Below are 17,720 nucleotides of genomic sequence, written 5' to 3'. Positions count from 1 at the left end.
CTGTTCACGTTATGAAACCGGTAAAGTCGCCGGACAAACGGAGAAAGTCGCCGGACGAACGCGGAAAGTCGCCGGACGAACGCGGAAAGTCGCCGGACAAACGTAGAAAGTCTCCGAATGAACGTGCAAAGTCGCCGGACAAACGGAGAAAGTCGCCGGACGAACGCGGAAAGTCGCCGGACAAACGGAGAAAGTCGCCGGACGAACGTGCAAAGTCGCCGAATGAACGCGGAAAGTCACCGGACGAACGAGCAAAGTCGCCGGACGAACGAGCAAAGCCCCCGGACAAAACAAAAAATCGAGCACCATACTTGATGGTGCTCGATTTTTTTATGCTGTTTTTTCGATGTTCTTTTTCAATAACCCAACAAGCAGGGCTGTGACAATAGATCCGATAATGATTGCTAATAAATATAGTAACGCTTTTCCAAGGCCGCCATCGACTAATCCGATTACGAAAATGCCGCCGTGTGGTGCGCGGAGTCCGATATCAAATAACATTGATAGTCCGCCTGTAACAGCAGCACCAACCATAGCAGATGGAATTACCCTAGCTGGGTCAGCTGCGGCAAATGGAATAACGCCTTCTGTAATAAAACAAGCACCAAGTGCGTAAGATGTTTTTCCGGCCTCTCGTTCTTGTTTGGTAAAACGTTTTTTAAATAATGTTGTAGCAAGTGCCATACCGAGTGGTGGTACCATCCCAGCGGCCATTACTGTTGCGATAAAAGTATAGTTATGTGCATCTAACATGGCAATGCCGAATGTGTAGGCGGCTTTGTTGACGGGACCACCCATGTCGAGGGCCATCATCGCACCTAAAATAATTCCAAGCAGTACTTGGTTTGTGCCACCCATGCCTTCTAAAAATGCTGTTAGGCCTGTGTAAATTTTCGTTAATGGTGGATTGATCATCATCATGATTAATCCAGTAATTGCAATACTGAACAATGGGAAGAATAGGACCGGTTTTAATCCTTCCAATGAATCTGGTAATTTCTCGAATGCCTTTTTGACAAGCAATGTGACATAACCGGCGAGGAAACCTGCGATCAGCCCACCGAGAAATCCAGAACCACCCGCAGCACCTTCTGCTCCCGTAACAGTGGTGGCGATTAACCCACCAACCATACCTGGTGCAAAACCTGGACGATCGGCAATACTAGAAGCAATAAAGCCGGCAAGTACAGGAACCATCAGGAAGAAGGCTTTTCCGCCGCCAATTGTATTCAGCATATAAGCAAATGCATTGTATTCCGAACTGTTCGGATCAGCAGAGTTAATTCCCCAGAAAAAGGATAAGGCAATTAAAATCCCGCCACCAACGACAAATGGCAGCATGTTTGAAACACCGTTCATTAAATGTTTATAAAAGCCGCTTTTCTGTTCTTTGTCAGTTGACTTCACCTTTGTTCCTTCCCCTTGATATATTGGTGCGTCTTGATTTATAGCTCGATTTAATAAGTCGTTCGCTTCATGGATGGCTTTTCCAACGCCTGTTTCGATAACTGGTTTTCCGCTGAATCTCTCCATTTCTACCTTCGTGTCGGCAGCGACGATGATTGCATCAGCATCAGCAATCTCCTGATCTGTTAAGCGATTTTTTACACCACTTGATCCATTCGTTTCAACTTTAATGGTAATTCCCATTTCTTTTGCAGTTTCGGATAACTTTTCTGCAGCCATGTACGTATGGGCGATCCCAGTTGGACAAGCTGTTACGGCTAAAATGTTACTGGTGATTTCCTCTGTTTCTTCAGGGCCATCTAATTCTGTTTCTTTGGCATTTACCGCCTCTAAAATTTGCGCTTTCGTCGTAGCCTGGTACATTTTATCTTGAAATTTTGGATCCATTAAAAAAGTTGACAATCGTGATAGTGCTTCTAAATGGGCGTTGTTTGCTCCTTCACTTGCCGCAATCATAAAGAATAGGTGGGCGGGTTGACCATCTAATGAATCATAATCTATCCCGTCAGAAGAGCGACCAAACGCAATGGCTGGTGTTTTTACTGCTGCCGTTTTAGCGTGGGGAATGGCAATCCCTTCACCAACACCGGTAGTGCTTTGTTCTTCACGTTCAAAAATGTTTTTAAGAAATGCGTCTTTATCGTTAAGCCTGTCAGCGCTGTTAAGCTGGTCAGCCAATTCGGACAATACCGCGGATTTAGAAGTAGCTTTTAAATCCAGTTTAATTGTATCTTCTTTTAATAAGTCAGTAATTTTCATTTGTATCACATCCTAATCTTGGAATGGAATAACTTCAACGCTATCCAAAAGTTTTGTTACATCTTCCTTTTGGCATAAATCCGTCCGAAATGCTGTTGCACTGCCGCTTGCTACACCATAACGAAATGCCTTGATGGGATCATCATCATTTAAATAGGAAGCAATAAAACCTGAAACCAATGAGTCTCCGGCACCTACCGTATTGACGATAGTACCTTTTGGGGCCTTTGCAACGAAAACATGGTCCTTTGCTGCTAGAATAGCCCCATCGCCACCCATCGAGACAATCACATGCTGTATGCCGTTTTCCACAAGTTGTTTTGCAAGCTGGACTGCTTTAGCAATACTTGTGACTTCTGTATCGAATAATTCACCAAGTTCCTGTTGATTGGGTTTGATTAAAAATGGTTTTGTATTGATTAAATTTTTCAGTGCTGAACCCGATGTATCAAGGACGAAATGCACGTTATTATGTTTACATATATCCGCTATTTCCTGATAAAAAGACTGGGCAATGGAGTCAGGTAAACTGCCAGCTAAAATAAACCAATCCCCTTCACGCAATGACTTAACTTTAGCTAGTAGTGCTTCTTGCTGTTCCGGTGTAATTACAGGCCCCGGCCCATTTAATTCTGACTCTTTATCTGCCTTAATTTTGACATTAATACGTGTGATTTCTGAGGTGGTTACGAAATTGGTTTGAATTCCTTCTTGTTCTAAAAAGTCTGTAATATATCCACCAGTAAAACCACCGGAGAATCCCAGAGCGGTACTGTTTTTACCGAGCCTTTTCAGCACTCGGGAAACATTAATTCCTTTACCGCCCGGATAATAGTACACGTCTTTGCTTCGGTTTAACTCACCAGTATGAAACTCCGGTAAATAAACGGTGTAATCAATTGATGGGGTTATTGTGCATGTATAAATCATGTTGTTACCACCTTTGTCGTTTGAGATAGTGCGAATAGATCCTGTTGTTCGATATTATTTGTAAGCAGTTCCGCTGCATTTAAGTCGATTATTTTGGCAAAACTTACTTTATTTAGCTTCGTATAGTCTGCTAAAACATAAACTTCCTTAGCTAGAGAACTGGCAATTTGTTTCACTTGAGCTTCTTCGGGGTCGGGCGTTGTGTATCCATATTCCGCATGAAAGCCATTAACACCAAGGAAGCATTTGTCAAAACGATAATTCTGTAGGGACTGTACTGCCTGTTGTCCGATTAGTGCACTTGTTTTTGATTTGACAAATCCACCAGTTAAATAGGTGGTAATCCCGTGTTCGATGAGTGAATCTAGATGAGTTGGTCCGTTGGTAACGACAACAGCATCTTTGTTTTGTAGAAAAGGGATAATTTGTAATGTTGTAGTCCCAGCATCAAGGAAAATACAATCATCTTCTTCTACAAGTCCGGCTGCATAAGTTGCAATTGTAATTTTATCTTGAATGTTTTTGGATGATTTTTCAGAAATGCTGTATTCCTGCAATTTACGTTCTGTTAGTGTTGCTCCACCATGGATACGCTCTAATTTTTGTTGGCTTTCAAGTTCTGTCAGGTCCCGTCTTATGGTTGATTCGGAAGCAGATGTAGCATCAATAATATCTTGAAGTGTTATAGTCTGTTTTTCTTTTAGTAATTGTAAAATCATTTCATATCGTTCTGTCGTGAGCATTTATGCAGCATCCTTTTTTCCTTTATTAACTTTATTATAAGGGAAACGTTTGCATATAACAACCAAAAACAACCAACATCATTCAAAATCGATCATAGAATTACGCTTAAATTACTCCGGTTTCCACCTGATAAAATAAAAAGGTTCCTGCACCCAAATGGATGCAGGAACCTTTTTATTTTTCTTTTTTCTAAACCGCGCCTAAGTATTCCTCAAGCGTGATCTGTTTTTCATAAATAACTGTTGCAGCGTCTTTTCCTACGTAGCGTAAATGCCATGGTTCATATTGATATTCAGTGATTGCTTCTTTGTCTTCTGGGTATCGAATGATAAACCCGTAGTTATGCGCGTTTTCTTTGATCCATTTTCCTTCATCAGTGTCGCTAAACTCAATCGTCAACTGATAGTCTATGTCTGGGCTTGTAATGTCCATTGTCAGTCCGGATTGATGCTCACTTTCACCAGGTCGTGCACTATATTTATTTGCAGCTTCCATGCCATCTTTCGCAGCGTAGGCATCAAACAAGTTCTGCTGTCTGTCATATGAGCGGTAGCCTGATTGCGCAAATAGGTCTATTCCAGCTTTATCACCAGCAGCAAACATTTTCTCAAGTGCATCAGCTGCTTCTTTTCGCATGTATTTCTTTGGTATATCTTCGGTGAATGGAAAACGGACATCTGGAATAACAAGATCATCTGGTTCAAAGCCAGTGGGTAATGCGTGATGTTTATTTACCAGGACAAGCGTATCTTTCGGATTTGTTACCGTAATGGTTTCAGCTTTGCTGGCTGTTACATCTTCTTTTGCGAATCCATTCCCGGGTTCTATTTTAAATGTTCCATCCAATGTTTTCTTTAGCCATTTTTTGGTGTCTTGATCATAAATGCCAGTTGCAGCGAGTTTAACTTGCTGTGATTGAAAGTCTTTGATTGCTAGTTTTGTATCAGAGTTGAATGTGTTTTTGTCAGTGATTGTGTAGCCAATTTTAGCGAGTATGCTGTTTAATTGTTTTACATCCTCATCCTTTGAACCTTCTTTTAGTTGAGGATCTGGCAGTACTAATTCCGAGTTTCTTGTGCCGTCGTTATCCTTTTTTTCACTCTGATCTGATTGTTGTTCATTTGTACATGCTGTTAGAATGAAAATACCCATGATCACCATGATGATGACGGGCAGCGACTTTTTAACCATCTGAATAAAATCTCCCTTTTACGTGCTAAATTTACCGTCTACTATTATAGCACGAGGATGGAGAGAACGTTATGAGTAATTTTTCACAAAAAAAGTGCCAGACCCCACTTCATTCAAATCCTGTGAATAGGATAGGAGGGCCTGACACCGAATATTAACCTCGTTCTTCAAACAACCTGCAAATCTCCACAATTACATTTGTCGCTTTTTCCATATTGTCAACGGAGACATATTCAAATTTACCATGGAAGTTTTCACCAGCAGCGAAAATGTTAGGCGTCGGTAGTCCTTTGTAGGATAGCTGAGATCCGTCCGTGCCACCGCGAATCGGTTGCACGATTGGTTTGATATCTAGATTTTCCATTGCCTGATATGCGATATCAACAATTTCTTTTACCGGTTTAATTTTCTCGCCCATATTGTAATATTGATCTTTCATGGCCAATTCCACTGTATCTTCTCCATATTTGTCCTTCATTGCTTGTACATTCGCTTCCATTGTTTCTTTTCGTTTTGCAAAATTGTCTTTGTCAAAATCGCGAATAATATAGGAAACATTGGTATTTTCCACGTCACCATTTACCGAAATTAAATGGTAAAACCCTTCATATTTTTCGGTTTGCTCTGGTGTTTCTGTTTCAGGGAATTTGGTGATAAATTCAGCTGCCATACGTCCTGCGTTAATCATTTTATTTTTTGCTGTTCCAGGATGTACGCTGTTTCCTTTAAAAGTAACCTTCGCTGCAGCGGCATTAAAGCTTTCATATTGCAGTTCACCAAGAGGCCCGCCGTCCATTGTATAGGCAAAAGCAGCATTGAATCGGTCCACATCAAATTTATGTGGTCCGCGGCCGATTTCTTCATCTGGTGTAAAAGCAACACGGATTTTCCCATGTTTTATTTCCGGATGGTTAATCAAGTACGCCATTGCTGTCATAATTTCGGTGACACCAGCTTTGTCATCCGCACCAAGTAATGTTGTTCCATCAGTTGTAATCAATGTATGCCCTTTATAACTAGGCAATTCGGGGAAATCTTTAGCTGATAACGTAACAACCTTGTTAAGTGCGATATCGTTTCCATCGAAGTTTTCAACAATTTGCGGATTGACATTTTTTCCAGTGAAGTCTGTTGCGGTGTCTACATGGGCAAGGAATCCAATTGATGGAATATCTTTTTCCGAATTGGCAGGTAGCGTTGCCATCAAGTACCCATTATCATCGATCGTTACATCGGACATACCAATTTGCTTCAATTCATCGACAAGCATGTTTAAAAGATCCCACTGGCCAGGGGTTGATGGGGTTGTTTCACTGTCCTCGTTTGACTGTGTATCCACTTTGACATATGTAGTGAACCGTTTGATTAGTTCGTCTTTCATTTTCAGTCATCTCCTTTTTCTTAAAATAAGCATATCACAACACCAATTATTTTTCGTAATGAAAAGGTATCGGCACCACGTTTGTCGAACTGTTTTTAGATGAGAAAGAAGAGTGGGGGGAAGGCGATGATCAGAGAAGTTAAGGAACATGACGCAGAAGCATTACTACAATTGATCAAACAGGTGGATAGTGAGAGCGCGTATATGCTGCATGATCCGAATGAGCGAACAACTACGGTGGAATCGCTGAGGAAAATGATCACTACTTTTGCAAAAGAGCATAATTCAATCATTTTGGTTGCGGAAGAGGACGGTCAATTGGCTGGCTACTTTTTAGCAGTTGGCGGAAAAGTGAATCGTACAAGACATAGTGCTTATTTGGTTATCGGAATTCTTAGGGAACATCGTGGGACAGGGATTGGTACAGCCTTTTTTACAAAGGCCGAAAAATGGGCATGGGAGCATGGCCTACATCGTCTAGAGCTAACGGCTGTTATCGAAAATGAAGCAGCGGTTGGTTTATATAAAAAAGCTGGGTTTGTAATAGAAGGTGTGAAAAAACATTCCTTATGTATAGAGGGAACTTTTAAGGATGAATATTACATGGCGAAATTGTTATGATGGAAATAAGAAATGGAGGGATTTGCATGTCAGTTTTGGTATCATCTGATTGGTTGGAGAAACGCTTGAAGAATCATCCGGAAAGTACAATAGTTGTTGATGTCCGGTTTTCCTTGACTGATCCGGAAGCGGGGAGAACAGCATATGAAAAAACGCATATTCCTGGTGCGGTTTATTTGGATTTGAACAAAAATCTATCAGGTCCTGTGAAAGAGCATGGGGGCAATCATCCATTACCTGATATGAATGATTTTGCTGAAAAATTAGGGGAAATCGGCATTGACAATGAAACGACTGTTGTTATTTACGATCAGGATAATGATATGTTTGCGGCGAGACTTTGGTGGCTGTTAAATTATGCAGGTCATGACCAGACACATATTTTAGACGGTGGCTTAACAGGTTGGATACGGGATGGCCATGTAACGACGAATAAAATCCCAGTACAATCTGTGAAACAATTCAAGCCAGCTGTACGTGCAGATGAAGCTATTCATATTGAAAGTGTGAAGGAAAAGCTAGAAAATGGGTCAGCTGTATTGCTAGATTCGCGTGCAAAAGATCGTTACCTTGGTAAGACGGAGCCATTGTATACAATGGCTGGTCACATACCCGGGGCTAAAAACTATTTTTGGAAAGATGTACTTGCTGAAAATGGATTGTGGAAGAATGATAAAGAGCTAGCATCTCATTTTGCGGCACTTTCCAAAGATGATGAGATCATTGTCTCTTGTGGGTCTGGTGTGTCAGCCTGTCCTAACGTGTTAGCGTTAAAAATGGCTGGTTATGAAAATGTGAAACTATATCCGGGAAGTTTCAGTGATTGGATATCCTATGAGGAAAACGAAGTAGAGAAGGATGCTGAGTAAACATAGAATGGGGAATACAAATAATGACGAGGCGCTGTGAATGGGCAACATCAGATCAAATTTATATCGATTATCACGATGATGAATGGGGGAGACCAACACATGATGATCGGGAATTATTTGAAATGCTTTGTTTAGAAGGAGCACAGGCAGGATTAAGCTGGATTACAATTTTAAAGAGACGGGAAAATTACCGGGCAGCTTTTGATAATTTTGATCCAAAACTAGTAAGTGCATATGATGAAAGTAAAATAAATGAGTTACTCCAGAATGAAGGAATTATCCGCAACAAACGGAAAATCCATTCCGTTATAACAAATGCACAAGCTTTTTTGCAGGTACAGGAAGCGTTTGGTACGTTTGATTCTTATATCTGGCAATTTATTGGTGGGGAGCCTGTTTTAAATGACTGGGCGACACATGCTGAAGTTCCTGCTGCGACGAAGGAATCAGAACAAATGAGCAAGGATTTAAAAAAGCGTGGATTTAAATTTGTTGGACCAACCATTTGTTATGCGTTCATGCAGGCTACTGGAATGGTGAATGATCATACGATGGATTGCTTTTTGTATCATGGAAAGAATAAATAGGGAAACAGCTACTTCGATAGGAAGTAGCTGTTTTCAGATTACAGTTATCATATTGTTTGTTGTTTTATGCCCCCGCAGCCCGTATACACTCCGCTTTCCGGGGGTGGCTGGGAGCCTCCTCGTGCTAGCGCACTGCGGGGTCTCACCTATCCCTCTCTTCCCCCAGGAGTCTACGTGTATACGGGCTGCTAGCGGGAGGAAATATATGCTTAGATATTTCTTCAGGAATAACAATCTTTTATAAAACAGCCTTCAATTTACAATTTAAATACTCTCAATTCATCATGAAGCTGTTCTGCTAATTTAGCTAATTCATTAGCGCTGCTAGATACTTCTTCCATTGAACTGGATGTTTGTTGTGCTGAAGCTGCTGCTTGTTCAACGCCAGCTGCTGATTCCTCTGAAACAGAAGCAATATCACCGATTAGATTGTTCATGTCGTTACTATTTTCGGCAATATCTTTAAGGTTGGTAGAAATTTCAGAGATTTTATGAACCATGTCGGACACGGATTCATTAATTGTGTCAAAACTTTTACCTGTGGCCTCAATTTGGCCTGTTCCTTCTTTAACCTCGTTATATCCTGTGTTTAAAGAATTGACAACGTTATTTGTTTCCGTTTGGATATTCGTGACAATCCCTGTGATTTCTGTAACGGAATCAGTTACCTGCTCGGCAAGTTTTCTTACTTCATCGGCAACAACTGCGAATCCTTTCCCGTGTTCACCTGCTCTAGCAGCTTCGATAGCTGCATTTAATGATAAGAGATTCGTTTGGTCTGCAATATCTTTAATAACAAGGACCAACTTAGAAATTTGATCGGATTGTTTGTCCAATCCCTGTACTTTATCAACTGCTTCCGTAACAATCGTATCTATTCGTTTCATTTGATCAACAGATTTTTTCATCATGTTCGCACCTTCAGTTGTTAGTGCAAGAACATTGTCTGAATTAGTAGCAATCTCTTGGCCGTTTTGTTCCGAAATACGCACTTTCTGTACAAAGTCATTCATGTTCTCAGACAGATTCGATGCACTGTTTGCTTGTGTTTCTGCACCGGCTGATATTTCTTGCATCGTTGTAGCAATTTGTTCGTTTCCTTCTTTTACTTCGTTGGATGATTGGGTCAATTCTTCGCTTCTAGATGAAACAGATTCAGAAGCGGAAGATACTTTGATTAGAATATTACGGATGTTATCTTTCATCTGATTCACTGCATTGGATAATTGCCCAATTTCATCTTTACCATGATAGTCCATTGATTCAATTAACAAATTCCCATCTGCAACTTGTGAAGTGATGCCGACAACCTTCTTTAAATTTCCTGTTATCCTTCTACTGATCACAATCATTAATAGAACCCCAGCTCCTATTGCTAAAACGATAGCTACGGCAAGTGTTACAATGCTGTAAGTCATATTGGATTTTGCACTTTGAACAGCCTTGGTTTGTGACTGGTTCACAATTTGCATTAATTCGCTCATTCGTTCTGTGTTCTTCATCCGCAACGTGCTTGATTGATCCCTAAGTGATTGTGTCATGTAATTTTGACCTGAATTAATGGCTGCAGTCAAATCGTTTAGGAACATATCATTAATCTTTTGATCCGCCTTTTGGATCTCAGAAAACAGTGCTTTTTGTTTGTCCGTATCCATTTTTGGCTCTATCTTACTCTCTAGCGTATTAAATTGCTCTTGATACTTTTTGAATTCATCAACGTATTTCTCATTACCGGTAATAATAAAATCTGCAATTTGTACATCTTTTGCTTGAATCAGTTCAGCCATTTTAGACATATCATTCGTGCGTGCACTTCTTCTATCTACGGCATCAATATCCTGCTGTCCCTTATATAACTGCAAATATACGATACCACCAGCAATTAAAAATAGGATCGCTGTCAGCATAAAAACAGTCACATATTTCTTACCGATCTTCATATTATGCCAATTACGCACCTTTTCAGTTTTTTTGTTTGACTTTGGTTTCTTTATTTTGTTTTTCTTCATACAATCCCCCCAAAAACGCATTTTTTTATTATATCGGCATACTTCGTCTAAGTATTAAGTACTATTTTTATTTTCCGAAACATAATTTTCTAACACTTGAAACCAAAACAATTATTCTAGTAGAATAGCAAATTGTGTGCATTGAAACGGAATAAATTTTGGTTGGCAGGTGAGACAAATGACTTATTCGGCTTTTTTGGAAAAAGAAAAAGATAAAATGGAAATAAAAGAAGAATTGGATACGTTGGAAATTCAATTAGCAAGGATGCAAAATAATATGAAACAAATTGCTAAAAAGTCAGAGGTTATTAGCATTGATCGTGCTCGAGATGAGCAATTGGTCGTGATTTATGCAGATAAAAAGGAAGATACTTTTCAATTAATGTTGCACGATTGTAATTCCTCATATCGTGGTAAATGGCATTCGGCAATCCAGGTTGAGTTCAAAGGTGATGATACGCTGCATATTGCGGATATAAAAGGGGAACAAAATAAGGGCTATGGATCTGTTCTGATGAAGCATCTTAAAGAGATGGCGCGTGATGAAAATGTCCAATATATAACAGGGGACATTGTGGAACGGGACTTCGACCATGTTCATCGCCTTGAGTATTTCTACAGTAAGCATAATTTTGACGTGCAAATTAATCACGACGAACAACACGGCGCAATTATTTGGAACGGATAACTGGGACATGGGGAGAGGTTAGCCGTTCCACTTGGAATAACGAATTCGCTTTCGTTAAAACAGGTAATTCTTTTCCGTTCCGCTACTGTTATTTTTCTATTTATACAATTAAGTCACTAGCGTTGCATAAAACTAGTCGGAATGTTCTGTAAACATTATTTCTGTAATTTTTGCCAAAAAGTCAAAGTCCAATTAAAGGTGGCTCTGTCCATCTGGTAAAATTATACAATTAATACAAATTAATACAAATTAATACAACCTACGACAATATCATTTATTACGGTACTGTCTTATTTTCAAACCTATGTAGCCAAATGTAAGCTGGTTTCCATAACGCGGCCTTTAACCAACGAGTAATTCGAAGCAGTGATTTTTTGCTTTTCCTTTCTAGTTGGATGAGCACATGCAAACAATAGGTGATGAGCGCAATATAGATTTGATTTTGTAACGCTGTTTCACTCATTCCGTAAAAATGTTTGATTTCCACGTGCTGCTTTAACCATTTGAAAAATAATTCGATTGCCCAGCGTGATCGATAAATATCACTAATTTCTTGTGGTTCCAAGTCAAATCGATTCGTGATTAATCGAAGGATGTTTCCCTTCGTATCCATCACTTCAAGAAGACGAAATACGTTTTCGCACCGATTTTGTGTGGATCCTATGTAAACCATTCTGTCAGATAGAACCGATGATTCAGCTGGAACGGAAAAGGAACATACTTCACGAATGACGGCATTTTTCTTTATTCTGGATGCAAAGAAGTATCCTTCGTCTGTCATCCTGTCAAATCGTTCGTAATCCACATAGCCGCGATCAAAGACGTACATGGCTTCCTTGTCATCAACGAGAACTTCAAGCTGATTACGATCATGTTCTTTCGCCACTGTGATCTCAGCTTTCTCAGGATAGACTGTATCTTTATCCATGAAAACGAGTCGTAAATGTAGTTTCACACCAGCCTTTGTTTTACGGAACTTTGCCCACTTATAATTGGTTAGGTTAAGAGGCAAGGTGCTAGAATCGATAATTTTTAATGGCAAATTCTTGTAGGCCTTATTGTGATATCCACGTATCTGCTGCACAAGATCGGAAAACAGGGTCGCTAGTATGGATGGATCAATTTCTTTATTCTTTCGGGAAAGCTGTGATGCACTAATCGATTCAAAACCAACAGCTTTCTGAAAATCTGCATCCAATAAAGCGTCACTTAATGCTTGGAGCCCTTCCGTTTCGTGTACTTGTGCATAGAGCATCAGTTTAATGTAGGCTTCAGTCGTAAGTTTTTTGGTATAGCTATCTTGATTTAAGTTTTTAACTTGATTAAAAAGTTTTTTAGTATTTATAGGTGCAATCCATTTACCAAATGCTGATTTTGGTGTATTCTTGTCCATGTTGTTGGTCCTTTATATTGGATTTGGACAGGAAAACCACCTGACCTATTCATTATAAAGGATTTTTTGTTGTCTATACAGTCAAAAATTGAACATTACCAATATTTTTTATTATTAGATATAATTAATGCAACGCTAGTGCAATTAAGTGTAAGTTACAAAACGTAAGAGGTGTGGTCCATTTTAATAGATCAAATGAGGCCACACCTTTTAAGTTTGGCTGTTTTCTAAAAGATTGGGACTGCGATTACTCGCCCCACCGAAAACATTTGTTATTTATGACACATAAGCTATAAACTGGGACGTAACTATAGAATTGCTCTCCGCCGGACTCTTGATCGGGCCGATGTTCTCGTTCTCGGGTCGATGTTTTCACGTTTCGGGCCGATGTTCTCGTTCTCGGGTCGATGTTTCACGATTCGGGTTGATGTTTTCGTGTTTCGGGCCGATGTTCTCGCTCTCGAGCCGATATTTTCCCCTCGCGCCGATATTTCGGGTTGATGTTGCCTCGGCTGGGTTCAACCACTCAGCCCACATTAAAGTGAAAGAAAACATTACAACAGGAATTTTCACTGTGTCGTATTTTATATCAACTGCGAAATTAAAAAGCAACAAACAGGGCCTTAAGTTTATCACTTTAACCTAGGTGCTTTCCTATGTTTCGTTGCTTGTTCATACGCATAGGCTAATTCTATCAATTGTGGTTCACTAAACCCGAGCCCCGTGAACGTTATTCCGACTGGCCGTCCACCTGTTGTATAACCAGCAGGAACGGTAATGGAAGGGTAGCCTGCTCTTGCTGCAATATCACACCCTCCGTAATTGATGAAGAGCAATGCATCCAAATTATGCTCCGTTATGACGTTATCGATTCCTTCATCCTGGGATAGTCTAAGATCTGTTAACCTATCTGTAATATACTCTCCCTCTATCAGCAATCCGCTTTTTGCCTCGGATTCTAGCAATACGGTCTGCCCGTATTTCAGTGCTTCCTTAGGATGTGTGTGGTTATAATGAATTACGTCTGTCAAAGAATGAACGGGAACACTTGACGGCAGATCCGCTAAATACGCATTTAAGCCATTTTTAAATTCATGGAACATGACACTTGACTTTGGCAGATCAATAGGAAGCTCAATTGAATCATCGATGATTGCGCCTAATTTTTCCATATCTTCTAAAGCTTTGTTGAGAATGTCTATCTCATCGTCGGTAAAGTACTTCAGATGCTGCTGTGATACACCAATTCGTTTGGCTTTTAATCCACCCTCATTTAGAAACGGTGTGTAATCCGTAATGATCTCCCTATTTATTGCTGTTGCTGGATCGTTTGCATCAACTCCTGTTAGTGCACTTAACAGAATGGCTGCATCTTCTACTGTTCGTGTCATTGGCCCAGCCGTGTCTTGGCTGTTTGCAATCGGAATGATACCAGTGCGGCTAACTAACCCGACTGTTGGTTTAATTCCAACCAATGAATTACTACTTGCTGGACTTAGAATTGATCCGCTTGTCTCCGTACCGATTGCACCAGCAGCAAAGTTTGCAGCGATTGCAGCACCAGACCCGGAGCTGGATCCACCCACATCAAATTTTCCTGGACCATAAGGATTTAACACTTGCCCACCCATGGAGCTGTATCCGTTAGGCATGTTTTCCGCCATGAAATTTGCCCATTCGGTTAAATTGGTTTTCCCTAATAGTACAGCACCAGCTTCTCGGATCCTTGTAGTGATAAAGGAATCCTTACTGGCATAATGGTTTGAAAGCGCAAGGGATCCCGCAGTAGTATGCGTTTTATCGGCTGTATTGATATTGTCTTTTAACAAAATCGGGATTCCATGAAGTGGCCCACGAATACTGCCTTTTTCTCTTTCCGAATCAAGTGCTTCCGCGATATGCAATGCGTCAGGGTTTAGTTCAAGAACAGCATTTATTTTTGGGCCGGTATTATTGTATTTGGCGATTTGCTCTAGGTACATTATTGTTAGTTGCTTCGATGTTAGCTCGCCAGATTTTAGAGCCTGTTGCATGTCATTGATTGTGGCTTCGCTTAGTATGAATTGGAATGACATAGTTTCTCCTCCGAAAATAAAAATTAATTCACTATATAGATATATTCTAATTATGACGGCGTTTTTCCTTCATAATAGGAAAATATAATTATTCACTGTATTGAAATTGATGAATAGACGCCATATCCACTAATTTTCATAGTTGACTTCCAGTAATTTTTCCAATAAACTAAAAACAACTTATCAAAGGAGGTGGATTAGATGATTCGTACTGGCAGTGGCATATCTAAGTTCAAAGAATACCTTTGGATGCGTTATGCAATTTTTTCCAATATTTCTGTGCAAGGGACAAGTATGCACTTTTTTAATAAAAATATATGGAAAAAATACCAGTAAGGGACATCTATCCACAACGGAATTATTAGATAAAGACGGTGGAGTGTTTGCTCTGTCGTCTTTTTTTGTACTTGAATCAAGTATAAGTTTCTTCTACAAATGGATGAGGTCTCTTCAATACGGAGGAAGAGAAGATGATTGTTTCAAGTTTACAAAAAGTAACCCAAACTTTTGGTGCGAATACGATTTTTAGTGACTTAACATGTGAAATAAACCATGGAGATAGAATCGGTTTAATTGGAAGAAATGGTGAAGGCAAAACAACATTACTCGATTTGCTGGCACGAAAAACCGAACCGGCAGTAGGGACTGTTACATGGAAGAAAGGATTAACGGTTGGCCTTCTAGAGCAATCCCCAGATGTAGATCTTGGACGGAAAGTCGAAGCTCTATTATATGATGTGTTTTCATCTATTAATGAAGTAAAAAAGAAAATGACGAATTTAGAACAATCCATGTCACACGAAACAGACCCAGATAAACTAACACGTATGGTTGAAAAATATGGAATTATGCAGGAGAAGTTCCAAGAAGATGGAGGGTATGAAATTGATTCTCGGATAAGACGGATCATGAGTGGGTTGCAACTAACCGATTTAGCTGAAAAGGAATGGCAGCAATTAAGTGGCGGTGAACGTACAAAGGTTGGGCTAGCCAAACTGTTATTAACAGAGCCCGATTTACTCCTACTTGATGAACCAACCAATCATTTGGATCTACCAGCGATTGAATGGCTGACGGATTTTATCAAGCAATATACGGGAACTGTCATGATCGTCTCGCATGACCGATATTTCTTAGATGAGAACGTAACATCCATTTTCGAAATGGATCAAGGCGAGCTAATTCGTTATTCGACCAACTACACAGATTATGTAAAAGAGTGGGCCAATCAAGCAAATCCACCTAATGATGGACTTCATCGCCGGGCAAAAAGCATGGAGAAAGCGCTCGCCCGAATGGAAATCATGAAAAGACCAATATTAGAACAGAAAAAAATTGATCTTGATTTTCAGATGGATAAACGTAGTGGGAAAGATGTGTTTATTATGGAAAATGTATTGAAGGAGTTCGGTGGAAAGGAACTGTTTTCCGGAGTTAATATGCATGTGCGTTTTCAGGAACGGATTGCGATTGTAGGTGAGAATGGAAGCGGAAAGTCAACTATACTGAAGATGGCTTTAGGAATGGAGAAGGTTGATGAGGGGATGATAGAATCAGGCAGCAATTTATCAATTGGATTCCTCTCCCAGCATATGCTTGAGTTGAATGGTGAGCGGTCAATATTGGACGAATTCCGGGATCAGGTCCATGTAGCGGAAGAAGAAGCTCGCGGGATACTAGCCAAATTCCTCTTTTATGGAAAAACAGTATTTCAAAAGGTTAAAAGTTTGAGCGGTGGGGAACAAATGCGGTTACGGTTAGCGCAATTAGTTCATCAGAATCACAATCTGCTTATCCTGGATGAACCGACTAACCACTTGGATATTGAATCAAAAGAAGTGCTGGAGGAGGCGCTTATGCAATTTACCGGAACCATCATTGCTGTTTCCCATGATCGCTATTTTTTGAATCAATTGTTTCCGATTACTTATTGGCTGGCTGATAAAAAAATGACTAGATACGAAGGAAGCTATACGTTTGCAAGGGAAAAACGCAATAACTAGATTGGAACTATGTATGTTAGTGATTGTTTTCATTAATGTTTTCATTTTCAACTTCCTAATTAAGATGTGCTTCTTGTTTTTGAATGCTTTTTTCCAATAAAGGGTTATGGTAAACTAAACTACACTACAGCAAGAAAGGAAGTCGATGAAATGCAATACATTACACTAAACAATGGCTTAACAATGCCGCAACTGGGCTTCGGTGTATGGCAAGTACCAGATGAAGAAGCAACACCTTCCGTATCCAAAGCACTAGAAGTTGGATTTCGTTCCATTGATACAGCAAAGGTATATGAAAACGAGCTTGGGGTTGGGCGTGCATTAGCGAAAAGTGATGTACCGCGTGAAGAACTTTTTATTACAACAAAGGTTTGGAATAGTGATCAAGGATATGAAAATACATTAAAGGCATTTGATACAAGTCTAGAAAAACTAGGATTGGATTATGTGGATCTCTATTTGATTCATTGGCCAACACCTGAATATGATGAATATGTAGAGACATATAAGGCAATGGAAAAGCTATATAAAGATGGTCGTGTGAAAGCAATTGGTGTTTGTAACTTCAATATTGAACATTTACAGCGCTTGTTGGATGAGTGTGAAGTGGTACCAGCTGTAAATCAGGTTGAATGTCACCCATTCTTACAGCAAAAAGAACTGAAAGATTTCTGTAAAAAGCATGATATTTACTTAGAAGCATGGAGTCCACTAATGAGCGGTGGGGATGTTTTAAATAGTACAGAAGTAAAAGCAATTGCAGATCAATACGGCAAAACACCAGCACAAGTTATTATTCGTTGGCACTTACAGTATAATAACATTGTGATTCCAAAATCTGTTACACCATCACGTATTGAGGAAAACTTTGATGTGTTTGACTTCGAATTGAGTGATGAGGATATGCAGAAAATGGCCGAGCTTGATCGTAATCAGCGCAAAGGGCCTGAGCCAAGTGAAATGAATGCACGATAGAGAGTAGAAAAACAGGCGTGAGACG

Annotated in this window: 17 protein-coding genes; 8 read left to right on the top strand and 9 right to left on the bottom strand. The window is 39.9% G+C overall.

The annotated features are described in order from the left end of the window. The first annotated feature begins 11 nt into the window (after positions 1 to 11). Positions 12 to 383: a hypothetical protein gene (locus tag C8270_RS19670; protein ID WP_158701573.1), complete on the top strand. Its 372-nt coding sequence runs from the start codon at positions 12 to 14 to the stop codon at positions 381 to 383. Here the strand turns inward: C8270_RS19670 and C8270_RS02330 are convergent. From C8270_RS02330 to pepT, 5 genes are all read right to left on the bottom strand, one after another. Then, complete coding sequence (locus C8270_RS02330; protein ID WP_106495060.1) at positions 331 to 2,226, bottom strand: PTS fructose transporter subunit IIABC; 1,896 nt, start codon at positions 2,224 to 2,226, stop codon at positions 331 to 333. The two genes, C8270_RS19670 and C8270_RS02330, sit on opposite strands and share 53 nt — an antisense overlap. Positions 2,227 to 2,238: 12 nt before the next feature. Beyond that, positions 2,239 to 3,156 (bottom strand): 1-phosphofructokinase, encoded by a 918-nt coding sequence (gene pfkB / locus C8270_RS02325; protein ID WP_106495058.1) that lies wholly within the window; start codon positions 3,154 to 3,156, stop codon positions 2,239 to 2,241. Continuing rightward, entirely contained in the window at positions 3,153 to 3,899 is a 747-nt protein-coding gene (locus tag C8270_RS02320; RefSeq protein WP_106495056.1) for a DeoR/GlpR family DNA-binding transcription regulator, read from the bottom strand. The genes pfkB and C8270_RS02320 overlap by 4 nt, the downstream gene beginning before the upstream one ends. Before the next feature lie 190 nt (positions 3,900 to 4,089). Continuing rightward, positions 4,090 to 5,091, bottom strand: coding sequence for a D-alanyl-D-alanine carboxypeptidase family protein (locus C8270_RS02315; protein ID WP_106495054.1), 1,002 nt, complete (start codon positions 5,089 to 5,091; stop codon positions 4,090 to 4,092). Between the two features lie 154 nt (positions 5,092 to 5,245). Continuing rightward, entirely contained in the window at positions 5,246 to 6,472 is a 1,227-nt protein-coding gene (gene pepT / locus C8270_RS02310; RefSeq protein WP_106495051.1) for a peptidase T, read from the bottom strand. 126 nt (positions 6,473 to 6,598) lie between these two features. On the opposite strand from pepT, the gene C8270_RS02305 reads away from it, so the two are divergent. From C8270_RS02305 to C8270_RS02295, 3 genes are read left to right on the top strand one after another with little or no spacing between them, the layout of a single operon-like run. Then, complete coding sequence (locus tag C8270_RS02305) at positions 6,599 to 7,093, top strand: GNAT family N-acetyltransferase (protein ID WP_106495049.1); 495 nt, start codon at positions 6,599 to 6,601, stop codon at positions 7,091 to 7,093. A 26-nt stretch (positions 7,094 to 7,119) separates the two neighbouring features. Further along, complete coding sequence (locus tag C8270_RS02300) at positions 7,120 to 7,962, top strand: sulfurtransferase (RefSeq protein WP_106495047.1); 843 nt, start codon at positions 7,120 to 7,122, stop codon at positions 7,960 to 7,962. Positions 7,963 to 7,985: 23 nt separating this feature from the next. Continuing rightward, entirely contained in the window at positions 7,986 to 8,552 is a 567-nt protein-coding gene (locus C8270_RS02295) for a DNA-3-methyladenine glycosylase I (RefSeq protein ID WP_106495045.1), read from the top strand. Positions 8,553 to 8,809: 257 nt separating this feature from the next. Here the strand turns inward: C8270_RS02295 and C8270_RS02290 are convergent, their stop codons facing one another. After that, on the bottom strand, positions 8,810 to 10,561 hold the full coding sequence (locus C8270_RS02290) for a methyl-accepting chemotaxis protein (RefSeq protein WP_106495042.1): 1,752 nt from the start codon (positions 10,559 to 10,561) through the stop codon (positions 8,810 to 8,812). Between the two features lie 196 nt (positions 10,562 to 10,757). Here C8270_RS02290 and C8270_RS02285 point away from each other — a divergent pair, with 196 nt between their 5' ends. Continuing rightward, a complete protein-coding gene (locus tag C8270_RS02285; protein ID WP_234028464.1) occupies positions 10,758 to 11,249 on the top strand; it encodes a GNAT family N-acetyltransferase in 492 nt (163 codons plus the stop codon). A 277-nt stretch (positions 11,250 to 11,526) separates the two neighbouring features. Here the strand turns inward: C8270_RS02285 and C8270_RS02280 are convergent, their stop codons facing one another. The 3 genes from C8270_RS02280 to C8270_RS02275 all read right to left on the bottom strand — a co-directional run bounded on the left by C8270_RS02280 (position 11,527) and on the right by C8270_RS02275 (position 14,717). Further along, complete coding sequence (locus C8270_RS02280) at positions 11,527 to 12,642, bottom strand: IS4 family transposase (protein ID WP_106495038.1); 1,116 nt, start codon at positions 12,640 to 12,642, stop codon at positions 11,527 to 11,529. 372 nt (positions 12,643 to 13,014) lie between these two features. Next, complete coding sequence (locus C8270_RS19665; protein ID WP_158701572.1) at positions 13,015 to 13,215, bottom strand: hypothetical protein; 201 nt, start codon at positions 13,213 to 13,215, stop codon at positions 13,015 to 13,017. A 59-nt stretch (positions 13,216 to 13,274) separates the two neighbouring features. Beyond that, complete coding sequence (locus tag C8270_RS02275; RefSeq protein WP_106495036.1) at positions 13,275 to 14,717, bottom strand: amidase family protein; 1,443 nt, start codon at positions 14,715 to 14,717, stop codon at positions 13,275 to 13,277. Positions 14,718 to 14,918: 201 nt separating this feature from the next. On the opposite strand from C8270_RS02275, the gene C8270_RS20600 reads away from it, so the two are divergent. From C8270_RS20600 to C8270_RS02265, 3 genes are all read left to right on the top strand, one after another. Further along, positions 14,919 to 15,053, top strand: coding sequence for an RAxF-45 family protein (locus C8270_RS20600; RefSeq protein ID WP_267894827.1), 135 nt, complete (start codon positions 14,919 to 14,921; stop codon positions 15,051 to 15,053). Between the two features lie 134 nt (positions 15,054 to 15,187). Continuing rightward, positions 15,188 to 16,720, top strand: a complete 1,533-nt coding sequence (locus tag C8270_RS02270) for an ABC-F family ATP-binding cassette domain-containing protein (protein ID WP_106495034.1) — start codon at positions 15,188 to 15,190, stop codon at positions 16,718 to 16,720. Between the two features lie 150 nt (positions 16,721 to 16,870). Continuing rightward, positions 16,871 to 17,695, top strand: coding sequence for an aldo/keto reductase (locus C8270_RS02265; protein WP_106495032.1), 825 nt, complete (start codon positions 16,871 to 16,873; stop codon positions 17,693 to 17,695). Positions 17,696 to 17,720: the final 25 nt, after the last annotated feature.

The organism is Lentibacillus sp. Marseille-P4043, assembly GCF_900258515.1.
Classification (GTDB): Bacteria; Bacillota; Bacilli; order Bacillales; family Amphibacillaceae; genus Lentibacillus_C.
The sequence above is the reverse complement of the archived record's forward strand: the minus strand, read 5'-3'. Positions and strand labels throughout refer to the sequence as shown.

Excerpts from the sequence above, each read along its gene's own strand:
- C8270_RS02295 (WP_106495045.1), top strand. The coding sequence starts at position 7,986 with ATGACGAGGCGCTGTGAATGGGCAACATCAGATCAAATTTATATCGAT.
- C8270_RS02315 (WP_106495054.1), bottom strand. The coding sequence starts at position 5,091 with ATGGTTAAAAAGTCGCTGCCCGTCATCATCATGGTGATCATGGGTATT.
- C8270_RS02275 (WP_106495036.1), bottom strand. The coding sequence starts at position 14,717 with ATGTCATTCCAATTCATACTAAGCGAAGCCACAATCAATGACATGCAA.
- C8270_RS20600 (WP_267894827.1), top strand. The coding sequence starts at position 14,919 with ATGATTCGTACTGGCAGTGGCATATCTAAGTTCAAAGAATACCTTTGG.
- C8270_RS02320 (WP_106495056.1), bottom strand. The coding sequence starts at position 3,899 with ATGCTCACGACAGAACGATATGAAATGATTTTACAATTACTAAAAGAA.
- pepT (WP_106495051.1), bottom strand. The coding sequence starts at position 6,472 with ATGAAAGACGAACTAATCAAACGGTTCACTACATATGTCAAAGTGGAT.
- C8270_RS02290 (WP_106495042.1), bottom strand. The coding sequence starts at position 10,561 with ATGAAGAAAAACAAAATAAAGAAACCAAAGTCAAACAAAAAAACTGAA.
- C8270_RS02300 (WP_106495047.1), top strand. The coding sequence starts at position 7,120 with ATGTCAGTTTTGGTATCATCTGATTGGTTGGAGAAACGCTTGAAGAAT.
- C8270_RS02280 (WP_106495038.1), bottom strand. The coding sequence starts at position 12,642 with ATGGACAAGAATACACCAAAATCAGCATTTGGTAAATGGATTGCACCT.
- C8270_RS02270 (WP_106495034.1), top strand. The coding sequence starts at position 15,188 with ATGATTGTTTCAAGTTTACAAAAAGTAACCCAAACTTTTGGTGCGAAT.
- pfkB (WP_106495058.1), bottom strand. The coding sequence starts at position 3,156 with ATGATTTATACATGCACAATAACCCCATCAATTGATTACACCGTTTAT.
- C8270_RS02305 (WP_106495049.1), top strand. The coding sequence starts at position 6,599 with ATGATCAGAGAAGTTAAGGAACATGACGCAGAAGCATTACTACAATTG.
- C8270_RS19670 (WP_158701573.1), top strand. The coding sequence starts at position 12 with ATGAAACCGGTAAAGTCGCCGGACAAACGGAGAAAGTCGCCGGACGAA.
- C8270_RS02265 (WP_106495032.1), top strand. The coding sequence starts at position 16,871 with ATGCAATACATTACACTAAACAATGGCTTAACAATGCCGCAACTGGGC.
- C8270_RS02330 (WP_106495060.1), bottom strand. The coding sequence starts at position 2,226 with ATGAAAATTACTGACTTATTAAAAGAAGATACAATTAAACTGGATTTA.